At 64.1% G+C, this 16,911-nt stretch carries 14 protein-coding genes; 6 read left to right on the top strand and 8 right to left on the bottom strand.

What is annotated here, in order from left to right:
* Positions 1-146 precede the first annotated feature (146 nt).
* The 4 genes from ACZ1JM_RS10715 (at position 147) to lptG (ending at position 4,240) form a co-directional block, all read left to right on the top strand.
* Positions 147-1,178, top strand: coding sequence for a phasin family protein (locus ACZ1JM_RS10715; RefSeq protein ID WP_465134789.1), 1,032 nt, complete (start codon positions 147-149; stop codon positions 1,176-1,178).
* Between the two features lie 182 nt (positions 1,179-1,360).
* The gene (gene clpS / locus ACZ1JM_RS10710; RefSeq protein ID WP_465135042.1) at positions 1,361-1,708 is read left to right on the top strand and encodes an ATP-dependent Clp protease adapter ClpS; all 348 of its coding nucleotides are present in this window, start codon (positions 1,361-1,363) and stop codon (positions 1,706-1,708) included.
* A gap of 206 nt (positions 1,709-1,914) precedes the next feature.
* On the top strand, positions 1,915-3,141 hold the full coding sequence (lptF, locus tag ACZ1JM_RS10705) for an LPS export ABC transporter permease LptF (protein WP_465134788.1): 1,227 nt from the start codon (positions 1,915-1,917) through the stop codon (positions 3,139-3,141).
* A gap of 1 nt (position 3,142) precedes the next feature.
* Positions 3,143-4,240, top strand: a complete 1,098-nt coding sequence (lptG, locus tag ACZ1JM_RS10700; protein WP_465134787.1) for an LPS export ABC transporter permease LptG — start codon at positions 3,143-3,145, stop codon at positions 4,238-4,240.
* A 4-nt stretch (positions 4,241-4,244) separates the two neighbouring features.
* Here the strand turns inward: lptG and ACZ1JM_RS10695 are convergent, their stop codons facing one another.
* A complete protein-coding gene (locus tag ACZ1JM_RS10695; protein WP_465134786.1) occupies positions 4,245-5,354 on the bottom strand; it encodes a fatty acid desaturase family protein in 1,110 nt (369 codons plus the stop codon).
* A 168-nt stretch (positions 5,355-5,522) separates the two neighbouring features.
* On the opposite strand from ACZ1JM_RS10695, the gene ACZ1JM_RS10690 reads away from it, so the two are divergent.
* The gene (locus ACZ1JM_RS10690) at positions 5,523-6,683 is read left to right on the top strand and encodes an N-acetyltransferase (RefSeq protein ID WP_465134785.1); all 1,161 of its coding nucleotides are present in this window, start codon (positions 5,523-5,525) and stop codon (positions 6,681-6,683) included.
* Between the two features lie 62 nt (positions 6,684-6,745).
* Here the strand turns inward: ACZ1JM_RS10690 and ACZ1JM_RS10685 are convergent, their stop codons facing one another.
* From ACZ1JM_RS10685 to zwf, 5 genes are all read right to left on the bottom strand, one after another.
* Positions 6,746-9,556, bottom strand: coding sequence for a phosphoenolpyruvate carboxylase (locus ACZ1JM_RS10685; RefSeq protein ID WP_465134784.1), 2,811 nt, complete (start codon positions 9,554-9,556; stop codon positions 6,746-6,748).
* A complete protein-coding gene (gene eda, locus ACZ1JM_RS10680) occupies positions 9,556-10,182 on the bottom strand; it encodes a bifunctional 4-hydroxy-2-oxoglutarate aldolase/2-dehydro-3-deoxy-phosphogluconate aldolase (RefSeq protein ID WP_465134783.1) in 627 nt (208 codons plus the stop codon). The genes ACZ1JM_RS10685 and eda overlap by 1 nt, the downstream gene beginning before the upstream one ends.
* Positions 10,182-11,156, bottom strand: a complete 975-nt coding sequence (glk, locus tag ACZ1JM_RS10675; protein ID WP_465134782.1) for a glucokinase — start codon at positions 11,154-11,156, stop codon at positions 10,182-10,184. The genes eda and glk overlap by 1 nt, the downstream gene beginning before the upstream one ends.
* 20 nt (positions 11,157-11,176) lie before the next feature.
* Positions 11,177-12,988: a phosphogluconate dehydratase gene (gene edd / locus ACZ1JM_RS10670; protein ID WP_465134781.1), complete on the bottom strand. Its 1,812-nt coding sequence runs from the start codon at positions 12,986-12,988 to the stop codon at positions 11,177-11,179.
* A gap of 108 nt (positions 12,989-13,096) precedes the next feature.
* Entirely contained in the window at positions 13,097-14,539 is a 1,443-nt protein-coding gene (zwf, locus tag ACZ1JM_RS10665; protein WP_465134780.1) for a glucose-6-phosphate dehydrogenase, read from the bottom strand.
* Between the two features lie 344 nt (positions 14,540-14,883).
* Between zwf and ACZ1JM_RS10660 the strand changes: the two genes are divergently transcribed.
* Positions 14,884-15,873, top strand: a complete 990-nt coding sequence (locus tag ACZ1JM_RS10660) for a sensor histidine kinase (protein ID WP_465134779.1) — start codon at positions 14,884-14,886, stop codon at positions 15,871-15,873.
* Between the two features lie 10 nt (positions 15,874-15,883).
* Here ACZ1JM_RS10660 and ACZ1JM_RS10655 read toward each other — a convergent pair whose 3' ends face one another.
* Positions 15,884-16,210: a hypothetical protein gene (locus ACZ1JM_RS10655; protein WP_465134778.1), complete on the bottom strand. Its 327-nt coding sequence runs from the start codon at positions 16,208-16,210 to the stop codon at positions 15,884-15,886.
* Complete coding sequence (gene lipB, locus ACZ1JM_RS10650; protein ID WP_465134777.1) at positions 16,210-16,893, bottom strand: lipoyl(octanoyl) transferase LipB; 684 nt, start codon at positions 16,891-16,893, stop codon at positions 16,210-16,212. Before lipB ends, ACZ1JM_RS10655 begins: the two co-directional genes overlap by 1 nt.
* Positions 16,894-16,911: the final 18 nt, after the last annotated feature.

Here is a 16,911-nt window from a genome sequence, read left to right as displayed (position 1 = left end):
GCACTGCAGCATAAGGCGCTTGACTTCGCGGGTGCAAAATCATATTTTGCACCGCAGCAACTCAGGTGGTCGAATCGCATCCGTCGCTTGTGCGGGATTACGCCCCGACTGATTTTTCGTTTTCAAAAGAGGCTGGATTGAAACGTATGGCCGATAGAGAAGACCAGAAGAACAAATCCGCAGTCGCAATCCCCGCGAAGGGTGCTTCTGTCGCCAAGCCGTCTGCATCGCCAGTTGTCGCGGCCGCAAAGGGCGCGGCCCCTATTGCGCCGGCCCCGGTAAAAGCGAACACGGTCGCCAGCAAGCCGACAGAGACGCCGGCGGCATCGACTTCGGTGGCGGCACTGAGCAAGGCGGAAGTGAAAGCTCCCGCGCCGGTTGCTCCGCTTGTAGCCAAACCGGTGACCGAAAAAGTGGCCGCTCCCAAGGTTCCGGAAGCCAAGCCCGCTGCGGCGGTGAAGCCACCGTTCGCTCAGCCCGCTGCCGCAAAGGGCAAGCCTGGGCCTAAGCCAAAGTTCAAAGCCGATGAAGCCGCGCCTGCGCAGGCCAAATCGGTTGATAAGGTTGTCCCGGCACCGGTCGTCCCGACCCCGCCGGCCAGCAAGGTTGCCACGGAAGTGAAAAGCCAGGTCGCGGCGCTCACAAGTCCAAAGGCGGCCGAAGAAAAAACGGCAGAGACCGTTTCAAATACCAAGCCCGTCTTCGCAGGACTATTTTCCAATTTCATGCTCGAGGAAACGACTATGGATATGAGCAATAACTTCGCTGGTCTGCAGACCGCCATGACCGACGCCCAGATCAAGGCCAAGGCTGCCTTCGAAAAGGGCACCAGCGTTCTTGGCGAAGTGACCGAATTCACCAAGGGCAATGTCGAAGCCTATGTTGAATCGGGCAAGATCTTTGCAGAAGGCGTTCAGAGCATCGGTTCGGAACTGGTTTCCGAAGGCCGCACCGCTTTCGAAGCCATGACCGGTGACATCAAGGAACTCGCAGCGGCCAAGTCGCCTACCGATTTCTTCAAGATCCAGAGCGACATGGTTCGCAAGAACTTCGACAGTGCCGTCGCGCACAGCTCGAAGAACAGCGAAGCATTCCTCAAGCTGTTCAGCGACTCGTTCGCGCCGATTTCCGGCCGCATGAGCATTGCCATGCAAAAAGCGCGCTCGGTTTCGGTCTGAAGCGACAATGCCGCTAACGTCGGTTGATTGAAGCAATTCTTCGACCGGCGGAGCGTCAATTTCCGAGAATATGGGCCGGGGCATCTTGTTATAAGGTGCCCCGGTACGATATTCTGGCCATCATGACTTCCGCAATCGCCGATTCCAGCCTTTCCGTGCCTCCGACCATGTCCGTCCGGATCATGCCTTTCGGGGGCGAAGGCGATTCCAACAATGGGCCGGGCAACGGCGGTGACGAACAGGTCGGCGTCGCCACGAAAACGCGCGCCAAGCCCAAAAAGCCCAGCCAGTTCAAAGTGCTGATGCTGAACGACGATTACACCCCGATGGAGTTCGTGGTCCTCGTTCTCAAGCGGTTCTTCAACATGGACATGGAGCAGGCCACCCGCGTCATGCTGCACGTTCACCAAAAGGGCGTCGGCGTCTGCGGCATCTTTCCGTATGAAATCGCCGAGACCAAAGTGAACCAAGTGATGGATTTCGCCCGGCAGAACCAGCACCCGTTGCAGTGTACCCTGGAAAAGGCCTGACGGTTACCGCCGCCCTGCCTTGCGGTAGCGCTGAAACAATGCTCTTTCATCATGGTTGTAGGTTGATCGGTCGGCATTCCTGCTGTTCCGGCGATGAAGGCCGCCCGTTTCCAACGGGATGCGACAAATCGCTTTGCCCTGCCGACTGCAGTCGTTAAGGGCGGGTGAGGACGGTTCAGGACGACGCTGGTCGGAAAGTGTTCTAGTTGAAATTCATCAGCGCCATCGACCGTTATATCCTGCGCCTTGTGCTGATGCCGATGTTTGGCATTTTTCTGCTCGCCGCCTCTCTCCTGGTCATGGACAAGATGCTGCGGCTGTTCGATTTCGTCGCGACTGAGGGCGGGCCGGTCGGCGTCGTGTTCAAGATGCTGGCGAACATGCTTCCCGAATATGCCAGCCTGGCGATCCCGTTGGGCCTGATGCTGGGCATCCTGCTCGCCTTCCGCAAGCTGGCGACGAGCAGCGAACTGGACGTGATGCGGGCCGTCGGGCTCAGCTACACCCGGATGCTGCGCGTGCCTTATATCATCACGCTGGCGCTGGTGGTGTGCAACTTTGCCATCGTCGGCTACCTCCAGCCGCTCTCTCGCTATTATTACGAAGAACTCAATTACGAGCTGAAATCGGGCGCTCTGGGCGCCTCGATCAAGGTGGGTGAGTTCAACGCGCTGCAGGACCGGATCGCGCTGCGCATCGACGAAAGCGAGGACAACGGGCAGCGGCTCAAAGGCATTTTCGCCCGCGTCGCCGACAAGAAGGGCCAGGTCCTTGCCATCTCTGCGCGTGAAGGCCGTTTTCTTGCGCTCCAGGGGCAGCCCGACACGATCATTCTGCGTTTGGAGCAGGGCCAGATCATTCAGGACATGCCGGGCAAGATGCCCCGCGTGCTGACCTTCACGCGTCATGACCTGCCGATCGACCTGCCGTCCATCGAGAAATTCCGCAAGCGTGGCGGGCAGGAGCGCGAATATCTGCTGCCCGAGCTGCTCAAGCTGGGCTGGGCCAACACGAGTTCCGACGAGGAGCGCGCGTCGAGCCAAGCAAACTTCAGCTACCGCATGGTCGAAGTGGTGATGATGCTCCTGCTGCCGCTGTTGGCAGTAGCGCTGGCCATCCCGCCCAAGCGATCGACGTCGGCGCTGGGACTGTTCGTCTCGATCGTGATGGTGGTCGCCTATCACAAGGTGAACCAGTACGCGAACGACGTGGCATCGCTGGGCAAGATCAACCCGATTATCGGGCTGTGGGGACCTTTCGTGGTTTTCGCCGCCATGATCCTGTGGATGTACTGGCGGGTGGCCTACGTGCCGGGCGGACAACCCCTGGGCTGGCTGGAAACCGCTGCGGCCAAGGTTTCAAAGCGTCTGAAATCGATCCTGCGCCGCAACCGGCGCGGCCCGATCTTGCCTGTGCCGGCGGACCAGAACTGACATGCAGCTCGAATTCTTCCCCTCGCGCACGCTGACCATTTACCTGGCGCGGCTGTTCCTGACCCGCATCCTCGCGGTGCTGATCATGCTGGTGCTGGTGCTGCAGGTGCTGGATCTGCTGGGGGAAAGCGGCGACATTCTGGCTCATCCCGGCAATGGCCAGATGCAGCTGTGGTATTACGTGACCCTCCGGGTACCGCAATTGGTCGCCCGATTCCTGCCGTATTCGGTGCTGCTGGCAACGATCATCACGCTGGCGACGCTGAACCAGAACAGCGAGGTCATCTCGATGAAGGCCTCGGGGCTCTCAGCGCACCAGGTGCTTGCCCCGCTGATCCTGACGGCGCTTGTGATCTCGATCTTCAGCTTCATTTTCAATGAGCGGGTCGTCACCCGGGCCACCGGGACGCTCGCCGCTTGGCAGGCGGTGGATTATGGCCCGATCCCGAAGTCGACAGGACCGAAAGCCAACCTCTATCTGGCAGACGGACGCGATCTTCTGCTGGCGCAGTCGCTGACCGGCGAAGGCAGTGCGATGACGCTGAACGGCGTCACCTTTTATCGCCGCGACGCGAACGACATGATCGTCGAGCAACTGCGCGCGTCTAAGGCGACATACCTGAACCCGGGCTGGAAGATGGAAAATCCGGTCAAGTTCGACGTCGCCAGCACGACCACGACGCAGTTGGCCTCCGCCAATATCGCGCCGGGGATCACGCCGGCCAAGATCTACATCTCCAAGGTCGATGCCGATGCGCAGGACTTGTTCACGCTGGCCGGGTCCATCCAAGCCGTAAAGGATGCCGGCCGACGCACGACTGACCTGGACGCGGCATGGTGGCACAAGCTGTCGGGGCCACTGTCCTCGGCGCTGATGCCGCTGCTCGGCGCGGTCGCGGCGTTCGGCCTTGCGCGCTCGGGCGCGCTGCTGATCCGCGCGGTGATCGGCATGGCGTTGGGCTTTGCCTACTTTGTGTTCGACAATGCCGCTCTGGCGATGGGCAACTTCGGCGGCTATCCGCCTTTCATCGCCGCTTGGGCGCCGTTCCTGCTGTTCGCGCTGATCGGTGAAACCGTGCTGATCCGCACCGAGGAATAACCCCTCAACGCGGCTTCAACGTGCTGCTGGCCAGACGGCTGAGCAACGGGGTCAATCCACGATGATTGGCCTTGCGATAGGTCGAGGCATCGCCAAGATGCTCGCTCAGACGACGGTGCGCTTCGGCCAGGGAATGGTATGGCATCGACGGCAACAGGTGATGCAGCGCGTGATAGCGCAAGCCCACCGGCGCCCATAGGCCGGAAAACCGCGCGGGCGGCGGTACGTTCACCGAATCGAGGTACTGTGCGGTGACGGTCATCGCTTCCCCGTCATTCTCCCACAAATGCGCGACCAGCGTGCGAACCTGATTGAGGAACGCGGTCAGCGAAACCACGCACAGCGCGATGATGAGCGGACGCCATCCCCACGCGGCACTCATCGCCAGAACCGAAATCGCCCAGACCGAGCAGCCCACTTCCTGCCAGAACACCTGCCGCGCGAAAGCCCCCTCTGGCAAGCGGCGGCGATACTGCGGGTTGATCGCCAGCGCGGACGCGCGCTCCCAGACCAGCTTGCGCAGCGGCGGGAACACCGCACCCAGCGGCACCAGAATAGCGCAGCGGATTAGCAGACCAACCGGCAGCAGGATCGCGGTGAGCGCGAACACCGGCAGGCTCCACGGCTTCATCAGCGCGAGCGGGAGGTATTCGGGGTCTTCCACCGTCCCGTACCGGGTGCGGGCATGGTGCTGGGTGTGAACCCCCTCGTACATGAACGAGGGTATCAGCATCGGAATGCCGACCAGCAGGTTCCAGCCCATGCGGAAGCCCGGCAGGGCGTCCTTGTGGATGTGCGTCAGCTCATGGATGAACAGCAGGGCGCGGTACAGCGCCAGCGACGAAAGCAACGCCAACACGATCGCGAGCATCGGGTTGCCGACCAGGATCGCGCCGGCGAGCGCGCCATATCCCACCGCTGCGCTGGCGATCATGTCGGCCCAGTAAACGGCCGGGCGCGCGGTCGAAATGTCGCGCGTCAGTTCGACAGCCGCGCGCAGCATTGCCTTGTCATCCGGCATTTGCGAATGCCACGTACCTGTGTGCGTCGCGGCAGGCCGCGCGGAATCACGCAGGGTGGCCGGGGTCAGGTCTATCGCATCAGGGGCGTTCATCGTTCCAGAATTCCAAAGCCTCTCCGGGTGAAAGCCGACCCGGAACGGAGTTCGCCGCGAAAAGCCGCACGGCTCGGCTGAGTAGCGGGCTTGACAAGATACCGTCGGCGGCAGCACGTCGCGCTCACGTTTTTTCCTGTAAGCCGAAACAAAGGCAGCATCGTGGCCATGGCCGAACTAGTGATCACTCCCGTTTCCAGCAAGACCGATCGCGCCGCTTTTGTCGATCTGGCCTACCGGCTCAATGCGTCCGACCCGAACTGGGTGCCCAACTTGCGCTCGGAGGAAATCTCCAAGTTCACGCCGGGCAAGAACCCGTTCTTCGAGCATGCCCGCGTTCAGCTCTTCCTCGCCCGGCGCGGTGGCCGGATCGTCGGCCGCATATCGGCGCACATCGATGAACTGGCCCTGACCCAGCCGGTCGAGCAGGGGATGGGGCCCGGCACCGGCAACTGGGGCGCGATCGAGGCCGAGGACGAGGCGACCGCCAAGGCGCTGATCGCCCGGGCCGAAGACTGGCTGCGCGAACAGGGGATGACCAAGGTCATCGCGCCGATGAACCTGTCCGTCTGGGAAGAACCGGGCATTCAGGTGAAGGGGCACGATCACGCGCCGATGGTGATGATGGCGCACCATAACGCAGCGTATCAGGGGTGGATCGAAGCGTGCGGCTACACGCTGGTCAAATCGCTCCACACCTATGATCTGGACATTCGGCATGAATTTCCGCCGCTGATCCAGCGCATCGTGTCCTCGGGTGAGAAGAACGCGCGGATCCGGATTCGCGAGGTGGAACTCAAGCATTTCGATCGGGATGCGGCCATCATTTGTGAGATCCTGAACGATGCGTGGTCCGACAACTGGGGATTCGTGCCGTTTACCCCCAAGGAAATCGAATATACCGGCAAGGCGCTGAAGCCGCTGGTGCACCCCTCCCTCATCCACATCGCCGAGTACGATGGCGAGCCGGTGGCCTTCATGATGACGTTGCCTGACCTGAACGGCATTCAGATGCGGGTGAACAAGCGCAACGGCAAGCCGTCGATCTTCGGGCTGATCAAGCTGCTGCTCTGGCTGAAGAAACCCTATCCCGCTGACATGCGCGTGCCCCTGATGGGCGTGCGCAAGAGCCTGCAATCATCGCGTCTGGCCAGCCAGCTCGCCTTCATGATGATCGAGTATATCCGCCGCGCCGCGCTGACGAAGTTTGGCACGAAGCGGGCGGAGATCGGCTGGGTGCTGGAGGATAACCAGGGCATGGTCGCGATCGCCGATGCCATCAACAGCAAGGTAAACCGCGAATACGCGATCTACGACAAGGCCCTATGACTTACGGCGACTGATCGGCAACGAAGCGCGGCGGCCGGACGGGCCGACCGCGCTTTGCATTGTCATCCGTGCGCGCCGAACTCGTTCGCCAGCGCCGTCGTGATCCGCAGCGACAGCGCGTAGGACCGGGCGATTGGATCGATGTAGTCCTGATGGATACGGGCGTATCCGGTCGCACTGGAATCGGGATAGTCGCTGGGCGCGTCCACCGCGAAATCGTTGATCGACGGGAAGTGCACCGGGAAGGCACGCCGCAGCTGCGCCAGGCCGTCCTCTACCCGCAAGGTGAAGAACATCTCCAGCACGTCTTCGCGGCTGATGTCGTTGGCGCGGCTGAAGGGCGGCACCATGACGGCACGCAGGAACATGTGCTGGAACAGCGCAATACGCAGCGCCTGCAGCACGCCCAGCGATCGGCGGGTCTGCTCCCGGTCGCGCAGGGGTGCTTCGTCCGGGATCAGTTCCAGCAGCGAATGCAGCTTGAGCGCATCGACCCGCAGGCGTGAGGCGAGACGGCGGTACACGCCCGCGCGATCGTCCTTGGTCAGGTATTCCGCCAGCTTGAGACAGGCATCGGCAATGTTCTGCTCGTCCCCGCGATAGGGACGGCTGGCCCAGTAGGCGGAATTGAACAACTCACCATAGGCTTGCACCGTCTTGATAGAGGCGAGCGCGTTGGCAGCGCGGGCAAGGCGCACGATCTGCCGCCCGCGCGCGCTTTCGCGTAGCAGCGCGGCGATTTCCTCGCGATTGCCATCGGCGGCGGTGCCTAGTCCGGCGATCACGTTCACCGGATAACCCAGCTGCTGGAGGATCGCGTTATGCGGGATCGCGCGGATCTGGCGCAGGCTCATCGTCCGGTCGGACGCAAGGTCCGACTGGCGGCGCGACTTGCGGCTGCCCGTATCGTTCAACAGGCCAAGACCGAACGCGGTGATCGCACGGCTGTATGTCGTCGATTCAAGGTGATCGTGCTGAACCCCGCGAATCGCTCGGTAGAAATCGAGGCTGAGGTCGGTGCGGCGATAGAATGGATCGGTCGGGGCATTGACATCGGCGGCCCACAGCGGACGCTCGATCATCCGGGTGAGCGTGCCCAGCGCCAGTTCGTCCGATCCGAACCACAGATAGCCGTCGCCGCCCTGGAACGACACTTCGGGTTCCAACCGGATCGAGGCGCGCAGGAAGCGGCGGCGTGCCCAAGGCGACATCTGCCAGTCGAACCGGTCATCGATGCTCGAGGGGTGGCAACCGCGACCCATCGATTCGCCGCCGGTGTTGAACACCAGCGCTGAAACGTCGGACAGGCCATTCGCGGCCATCGCCTCGGCAAGGCGCCCCTGCAGGCGTTCGATCGCGAGGGCGGCGGGTATCTGGCCGACGAAGCGCCCGGCGTCGGAAAAGCCGGTCTGGATCGAGACACGCCCACGCCGCTTTGCGTATTCGCGATAGGCAGGCTCGGCCAGCACGGCATCGAGGAAGCGCCCGCCATGTTCCAGCGCGTTCTCGGTCTCGAACAAGGGGGAGACGTCCACCTTGTCGTCGATGCCGAACATCCGCGCGAAGTAGAGCGCAGCGAGCACGGTGGTCGGCTCCTCGCACTCGGCCACGAGCATGCGGATGGGCGAATCGGCGTCGATATGCTGCAGGATCTGCGCCATAGCCAGGAACTGGCGCACGGCGGTGCTGTTCTCGATCGCCAGCGCGGCGAAGTTGGAACGCAGCGGTTTCACTTCCGCGAGCAGTTCGCGCATCCGCACCAGCGCGGCCTGGCTGGCCAGCGAGAGCTTGCCTTCGGGGTCGATGCGACGACGGATGGCGTTCTGCAGTTGCGAGGCGTTCACCCGGAAGTGAATCCAGCCCATGCCAAGCCCGTCCGCGCGCATGGCCGCCGCAACGACCAGCAGCGCCCGCGCCTGATCCTGGTCGGCATGCCGCGCCTCTTCTTCGAGGCGGGTGATGATCGGCTCAAGGCTGATGATCTTGTCGGCATGGTCGGCGGCCAGCCCGTTGGCCGCGCCGGACAGGGCTTCGGGATCGCTGAGGTCCTGATTGAAGGCGCTGGCCGCCTCCGCAGTATGGGCCTGCGCACGGGACAACCTTGCCGCAATTTCGGGGGCCACGGTTTCAAGGGCGGCGGCATAGCTGCCCAGCCGCTCCGCTTTTTCCAGCAGGCGATAGCGGATGGACGTGGACCACGAGATGTCGGTGCGGCCGTCCATATCGTACCCCACCCAGTGCGCGAAACGCACCGGCAGGGGGTTGAGGCTTTTCCACCGCTTGGGCCAGCGCGCGGCGGCATGAGCCAGCAACCGCGCGTTGATGCGGTCCCGCGCTTTCTGGCCGCGCGTCAAGGCCGCCATCGCGGCATCATGTTCGTAATCGAGCGTGATCGTGTCACGCTCCGGCGAGGCCACGCACACCGACGCCTGGCTGAAATCGCCGTTCGAGGCCGAAGCCGTAACCGCCTCTGTCTGCGCGGCGGTGAGCAGGAAGGTGGGATGCGCAGTGAAGACAACGTGCGCGGCCGGACGCTGCCAGCGCACGGCGAAAGCGGAAAAGTCATCCTCGTGCGAGGTCTTGTCCGCGAGTCCGTCGATCAGGGCGTCGTTCCCGGAGATCTGGACGGTGCCGAGAATACGGTCGAGCCGGGCGGCACGAGCACGCAATCCCTCGCAGTCCATTTCCGCCACCAGCGACTCGATCTGGTCGAGCGACATCGCGCCGGTTTCCAGCTCGCGCGACAGTTCAAGGCCGAGCTGGAACACGGGATTGAACAGCGGCGAGATCGCGGTGAGCTTGTGAAGCTCCTGCAGCCGTGTTTCGAGTTGCTCGACCGTATCGAGCGGCGCGCTGACCGGCTTTTCTGACATCAGCGGCCAAGCCCCGCAGCGACGCGCGCCGCGGCTTCGATCTTTGCGACGTCCGGCTTGCCTTTGGGCACCATCCAGCTGCCACCCACGCACAGCACGGAATCGAGCGCGAGCCATTCGGGGGCGTTCTCCGGCGTGACGCCGCCAGTCGGGCAGAAGCGCGCGACCAGCAGCGGCGCGGAAATCGCCTTGAGGGCGGGCGGGCCACCGGCGGCCATCGCCGGAAAAAACTTCAGACGATCGAAGCCCATTTCCAGCGCCAGCATCACATCGCTGGCGTTGGCGGTGCCGGGCAGGAACGGAATACCGCTATCAAGCGCGGCCTTGCCCAGCGTCGGCGTCAGGCCGGGCGAGACGATGAATTCCGCCCCGGCGTCGATCGAGCGGGCCAGATCGTCCGGGGTCAGCACGGTGCCTGCGCCCACGACAGCGCCGGGGACCTGCTTCATCGCCTTGATCGCATCGATGGCGCAATCGGTGCGCAGGGTGACTTCCAGCGCGGGCAGGCCGCCCGCGACGAGCGCTTCGGCGATGGGGAGGGCGTGGTCGATATCCTCGATCACCAGCACCGGGATGACCGGGGCCAGACGCATGACCTTTTCGACGGCGGCGGAAAGATTGGTCATTACTGCAGGTGCTCCCTTGCAAAGGCGGCCGCCGCGCCGAACAGGCCGGGCTGCGGGTGAGTGATGAGCTTGACGGGCAGCGTGGCCATCAGACCGGAGAACCGACCCTTGGCGCGGAAACGCTCGGCAAAGCCCGATGTCTTGATGGTTTCGCGGATGCGGTAGCCAAGGCCACCCGCGATGACGACGCCGCCGGCACCCTGCGCCAAGGCACAATCGCCAGCCGCCGCGCCGAGCGCCAGGCAGAACCGGTCCACGGCGGCGATGGCGAGACTGTCCGAACCATCGGCGGCAGCGGTCCAGATCTCCACGTCGGTCATCTCGTGGATCGCCTTGTGCTCCATGGCCGCCAGCGTCGCGTAGATATCGACGATGGCGGGGCCGGAGACCACGCGCTCTACCGAGACGCGGGTGTGCCGCTTGCGCAGGCGGGCGAGAATGGCATCCTCGATCTGGTCGAGCGGAGCGTAATCGGTGTGGCCGCCCTCGGTCGCCTGAACGTGGTAGCTGCCTTTTCCATCACGGTAGAGGTGCGCCACGCCAAGGCCGGTGCCCGGGCCGAGCACGCTGAGCGTCCCCGATGCGGGCAGTGGCTCGTCCGGGCCGGTGAGATGCAGGAAATCGCTATCGTCCGCGCGGGCGACGGCATGAGCGACGGCGGCAAAGTCGTTGATGATCGTCTGCCGCGTGGGGCCGAGCATTTCCTGGATCTTTGCCGGGCGCAGAATCCACGGGTTGTTGGTGAACTTGATCACCTCATTGCCGACAGGACCGGCCACCGACATGGCGACGGCATCGGGCAGGGTGCCGCCGTTCATGTCGCGAAAGGCCTGCCAGGCGAGCTGGAAACTGCCGTGGTCCTTGGTGTGCAGCGTTGCCGGTTCGCCCAGCGTGATCGTGCCGTCATCCGCAATGGTTGCCAGTGCGAAGCGCGCATGGGTGCCGCCGATATCGACGGTGACGATCTCAGTCATTTCCCTCTCCCTCGTCGCGCTCACAGTCCAGCCAGTTCCAGCATGGAGGAACCACCCTGTTCGGCGCCCCCTGCATTGGCGCGGAACATCGCGAACAATTCGCGGCCCATGCCCATGGGTTGCGGCGGGGTCGGGGCAGCCTCACGCGACGCCAGATCGGCGGTGGTCGAAAGAGTGCCGTCCTCTCCCGACAGGCGGACCACGTCGCCATCGCGCAAGTGGGCCAGCGGGCCGCCCCCCAGCGCTTCCGGCGTGACGTGGATAGCGGCGGGCACTTTGCCCGATGCACCGGACATGCGCCCGTCCGTCACCAGCGCGACCTTGAAGCCCTTGTCCTGAAGCACGCCGAGCGGCGGGGTCAGTTTGTGCAGTTCGGGCATGCCATTGGCGCGCGGCCCCTGGAAGCGCACGACCACGACGACGTCACGGTCAAGCTCCCCGGCCTTGAACGCCTGCGAGACCGCCTCCTGCGTTTCGAACACGCGGCACGGCGCTTCGATGGTCCAGCGTTCCTCGTCCACGGCGCTGGTCTTGAAGGTGCCGCGCCCGAGGTTGCCCTGCACCAGTCGCATGCCGCCATCGGGCAGGAACGGGTTCGATACCGGGCGGACCATCGTGTCGTCGCTGGTCTTGGGCGGGGCGATCCATTCCAGCTTGTCGTCACGCAGGACGGGTTCGCTGGCGTAGGCGGACATGCCTTTTTCGGACACCGTCAGCACGTCGCCATGGGCAAGCCCCGCGTCCAGCAGTTCGCGTACGACCCAGCCGATGCCGCCCGCCGCCTGGAAATGGTTCACGTCGCCCGATCCATTGGGATAGACGCGCGTGATCAGCGGGACGACGGAGGACAGTTCGTCGAAATCCTCCCAATCGATCAGGATGCCGCCCGCCCGCGCCATGGCGGGCAGGTGGATCGCGTGATTGGTGGAGCCGCCGGTGGCGAGAAGGCCCGCCATGGCGTTCACGATGGCCTTTTCGTCCACGACCTTGGCCATCGGGCGATAGTCGTCACCCTTGCGCGTCATTGCAGCGACGCGGTGAACGGCCTCGCGCGTCAACGCCTGGCGCAGCGGCGTGTTGGGCTGGACGAAGGCGGCTGCGGGGATATGCAGCCCCATCAGTTCCATCATCATCTGGTTGGAATTGGCCGTGCCGTAGAACGTGCAGGTGCCCGGCGAGTGATAGCTGGCGCTTTCGCTGGCCAGCAGTTCCTCACGACCGACCTTGCCCTCGGCATAGAGCTGGCGGACTTTCTGCTTTTCCTTGTTGGAGATACCCGTTGGCATCGGTCCGGCAGGGACGAATACCACCGGCAGATGGCCAAACCGCATCGCGCCGATGAACAGGCCGGGGACGATCTTGTCGCAGATGCCCAGCAGGGCGGTGCCGTCGAACATCGCGTGGCTCAGCGCGATGGCGGTGGAAAGGGCGATGGTGTCACGGCTGAACAGTGATAGCTCCATGCCGTCGAAGCCCTGCGTCACGCCGTCGCACATCGCCGGAACGCCGCCCGCGACTTGCGCCGTCGCGCCCACTTCGCGGGCGAACAGCTTCATCTGTTCGGGGTAGCGGCCGTAAGGCTGATGCGCGCTCAGCATGTCGTTATAGGCGGTGACGATGCCAATGTTGATCGACTTGCCCGCCGAAATCGTCGCCTTGTCCTCACCCGAAGCGGCGAAGCCATGGGCCAGGTTCGAGCACGAAAGAAAGCTGCGGTCGGAATGATTGTCCGCCTCGCGCTCCACCATCTCCAGATAGCGGGCGCGGCTGGGGCGTGAGCGTTCGATGATGCGCTGGGTAACGCGCTCCACCACCGGGTTGAGGGTGCTCATGGATGTACTCCTGCATGGTCGCGGCGTTGCGCGGGCAGCGATTGGCTTGCGGGCGTCCCCAATCGTGGGACGCCCTTGTTCATTCGAAAGCGTAAACCCGCGTGGGCGCTATTCGTGCCACGTAACGCCGTCACGCTCTGCAAGCGCGATGGCAGCGGACGGACCCCAGCTTCCAGCCGTGTAAGTCTTGGGCTCCAGCTGCTGTTCCCCCCAATTGGCGCGGATCGCATCGATCCATTCCCACTGGGCTTCCACTTCGTCGCGGCGGACGAACAGCGTCTGGTCGCCTTCGATAAGGTCCAGCAGCAGGCGCTCGTAGGCGATGCGGCGCTGCCGGTCGGCAAAGGCATCGGGCGTGGTGATCGCCAGCGGGACGGAGCGCAGGCCATAGCCGTTGCGATCCAGGCCCGGCACCTTGGCCATCAGCGACAAGGTGATGTTCTCTTCCGGCTGGATGCCGATGACCAGCCGGTTGGGCACCGTCTTGGCGCCGCGCCCGGTGAAGATCGAGTGCGGCACGTCGCGGAACTGGACGACGATTTCGGTCGTCCGCTTGGGCAGGCGCTTGCCGGTGCGCAGATAGAACGGCACGCCCTGCCAGCGCCAGTTGTCGATATGCGCCTTGATGGCAACGAACGTCTCTGTATCGGAATCCTTGCCGAGTTCATCGTCATAGCCGGGCACGGCCTTGCCGCCGATCGCCCCGGCGCGGTACTGGCCGGTCACCGTCTCACCCACGCTCACCTTGCGGAGCGAGCGCAGGACTTTCACCTTTTCGTCGCGCACGTTCGTCGCGTCGTAGGAGACCGGCGGCTCCATCGCCAGCAGCGCCAGCAGCTGGAGCATGTGGTTCTGCACCATGTCGCGCAGGGCGCCGCTGTCGTCGTAATAGGCGACGCGCGATTCCAGGCCGACCGTTTCGGCCACGGTGATCTGCACATGGTCGATATGCGCGGCGTTCCACAGCGGCTCGAACATCAGGTTGGCAAAGCGCAGCGCCAGCAGGTTCTGCACCGTTTCCTTGCCGAGGTAGTGGTCGATCCGGTAGATCCGCTCCTCGGGAAAAGCGTGCGCGACGGCGTCGTTGATCACCTTGCTGGACGCCAGATCGATGCCCAGCGGCTTTTCGAGGCCGATGCGGACGCGGTCCCCGGCGAGACCGCTTTTCTCCAGTCCGTGGATAGTTGCCTCGAACAGGCTGGGCGCGGTCGACAGGAAGATCGACAGCCCTTCTTCCGGCTTTCCGACTTTCTCGGCCAGCCCCTGAAAATGGTCGATGTCGTTGGCGTCGAGTGGCTGGTAGCTCAGGCGATTGAGGAACTGGGCCATGCTGCCGCGCCGCTGAGCGGGTAGGAACTGCTCCAGCGATTCACGCGCGAAGTTGCGAAACCCCTGGTCGTCCATTTCGGAGCGCGCCGTGCCGATGATCTGGATGCGCGGACCCAGCAGGCCTTCCGCGTCGAGCGCGCAAAGCGAGGGGATCAGCATCCGGCGGGACAAATCGCCCGTTGCGCCGAAGAGGAGCAGGCGATCGGAAGTGAATTGGGTCACGAATACCTTTCCACCGAACGGCCGCGCTCCTCCTCGCAACCGTGATGTGCCATTTTCGGCCCCCTTGGGAAGGAGACCCTGTCGCAGGTCGCATGCGCTTGCGTCCATTCGTGAACGCAACGCCTGCCGGGGCCGCATAACAAATGTGGAAAGGCGATACTAGGCCACAAGGCAGGGCCGCGATATTTTACAAAACGCTTCGCCTGCGCAAACGACGGGCAAACGCGGTTTATGATCCGCTGAATACGAATGTTGCCATATCACTGTCGTAAAACCCTGCCACGCGCGTTGGAACGGCTGGATAATCGGGTACATGGGTGGCCGGGGACAGGAGAATACCGCGCATGACGATCGAGGGCGTTCATCTGCTGGAACATCTGCAGACGCCTGCGCTGATGGTGTCGCGCGGCCAGGTCCGTTTCGCCAACACCGCCGCCAAGGCACTGCTGGGGGCGCACATCGTCGGCCAGGACGTTCGCATCGCCATTCGCGAGCCGCGCGCCGTCGCCGCGATCCTCAGCGACAATGGCGGAACCGCCCGGATCAAGGGCCTCTCCACCGGCGGATCGATGTGGGAGGTGGACTGCAAGGTGGCCGGTCCCAACGAACGCATCGTCAGCCTCTATGACTTGTCGGAACGGGTCAGCGTCGCCAAGGCGCACGCCGATTTCGTCGCCAACGCCAGCCACGAACTGCGCACCCCGCTCGCCAACGTGATCGGCTATTGCGAGACGCTGATGAACCCCAAGGCCGGCGGGGACGAGGCGCTGCGCGGCCGCTTCCTGGGCACCATCCGGCACGAGGCGCAGCGCATGCAGTCGCTGATCTCGGACCTCATGTCGCTATCCCGGATCGAGGCGGTGAAGCATGACGCGCCGTCCGAAAGCATCGACATGGTGGCGCTTGCCAACGAAGTCGCGGGCGAATTTCGCGGCGGGGCGCCGGTAACGGTGAAGGCCAACGCGCAGCACGCGGTCATTGCCGGGGACCGCGGTCAGTTGTCGCAGGTCCTGCGCAACCTTATCGACAACTCGCGCAAGTACGGGCGGGCGGACGGGCCGGTCGAAGTGTCGGTGGAGGCGGCCAGCACTGGCTGGGTGCTCGTCACCGTGCGCGATGAAGGCGAAGGGATTTCGCCCGAACACTTGCCGCGCGTGACCGAGCGATTCTACCGCGCGGACGCCAGTCGCAGCCGCGCGGCGGGGGGCACCGGTCTGGGCCTGTCGATCGTCAAGCATATCGTCGAGCGCCATCGCGGGCGTTTCGATATCGAAAGTCGCCCGGGCATCGGCACGACGGCGTCGCTGATGCTGCCGCTGCGCGCGGCGGACTGAGCGGACGCGACTACTGCGCCGGTGCGGGCGGGGCGGGATCGATCACCGGGACCGCGTCGGAAACGACATCATCTTCCGCCGCAGCGCTGGCCGAAACCGATGGACGACGCGGGGCTTCCAGATCGTCATACACCGCGTCCGGCGGCGGAGAGAGCGAGGCCTGCGAGCGAACCGTGTCGTAGGGCAGCATGTCGTCGGTGACCGAGCGTGGCAGCAGTTCACCACCCGCCGCGGCCTTGGGCTGATCGTCATCCTTCTTGCAGGCGGCAAGGGCCAGCGATGCGGCGGCGGCCAGAATGATCAGGCGGGGCGTAGGGGCCAGGGGCGGCAGCTTCATCACGCGGTTTCCTTGGGAGGGCAGGGGCGGTCGAGCGCGGACAGGAACGACGGTGCACGGGCGATCAGCGCTTCGTCCCACTGGTCGAAACTGACGTCCCGGCCAAGGCGTGCCAGGCTGGTGACGCCGAATTCCTCGATACCGCATGGCACGATGCCGGTGAAGTGGGAGAGGTCTGGCCGAATGTTCACGGCGAAACCGTGCATCGTCACCCACTTGCGGATGCGCACGCCGATCGCGCCGATCTTCGCCTCGCGCCCGTCGATATCGGTGGTCCAGATGCCGATGCGGCCTTCCGAACGGAAGGATTCGACGCCGAAATCGCGCAAGGCGTCGATCACCCAGCCCTCCAGCGCGCTGACGAAGCCGCGCGCGTCGCGGGCACGCTTCTTCAGGTCGAGCAGGACGTAGCCGATGCGCTGGCCCGGGCCGTGGTAGGTATATCGCCCGCCACGCCCTGCCTCGACCACTTCGAAGCGGGGGTCCAGCAGCTCGGCGCTGGCGGCGCTGGTGCCGGCCGTATAGACCGGTGGGTGTTCGAGCAGCCAGATCAGCTCACGCGCTTCACCGGCCGCGATGGCGGCGTTGCGCGCCGTCATTTCGTCCAGCGCCTGGCGATAGGGCACGGGTTCGTGCGCGATGCGCAGCTCGATATCACCGGCAAGAATTGCAGGAATCGTCATGGCGCGTTGCGTGGCGTC

The organism is Novosphingobium sp. BL-S-24, assembly GCF_055521575.1.
Note: the sequence above shows the minus strand (reverse complement) of the source record. Positions and strands in the feature narration are given on the sequence as shown.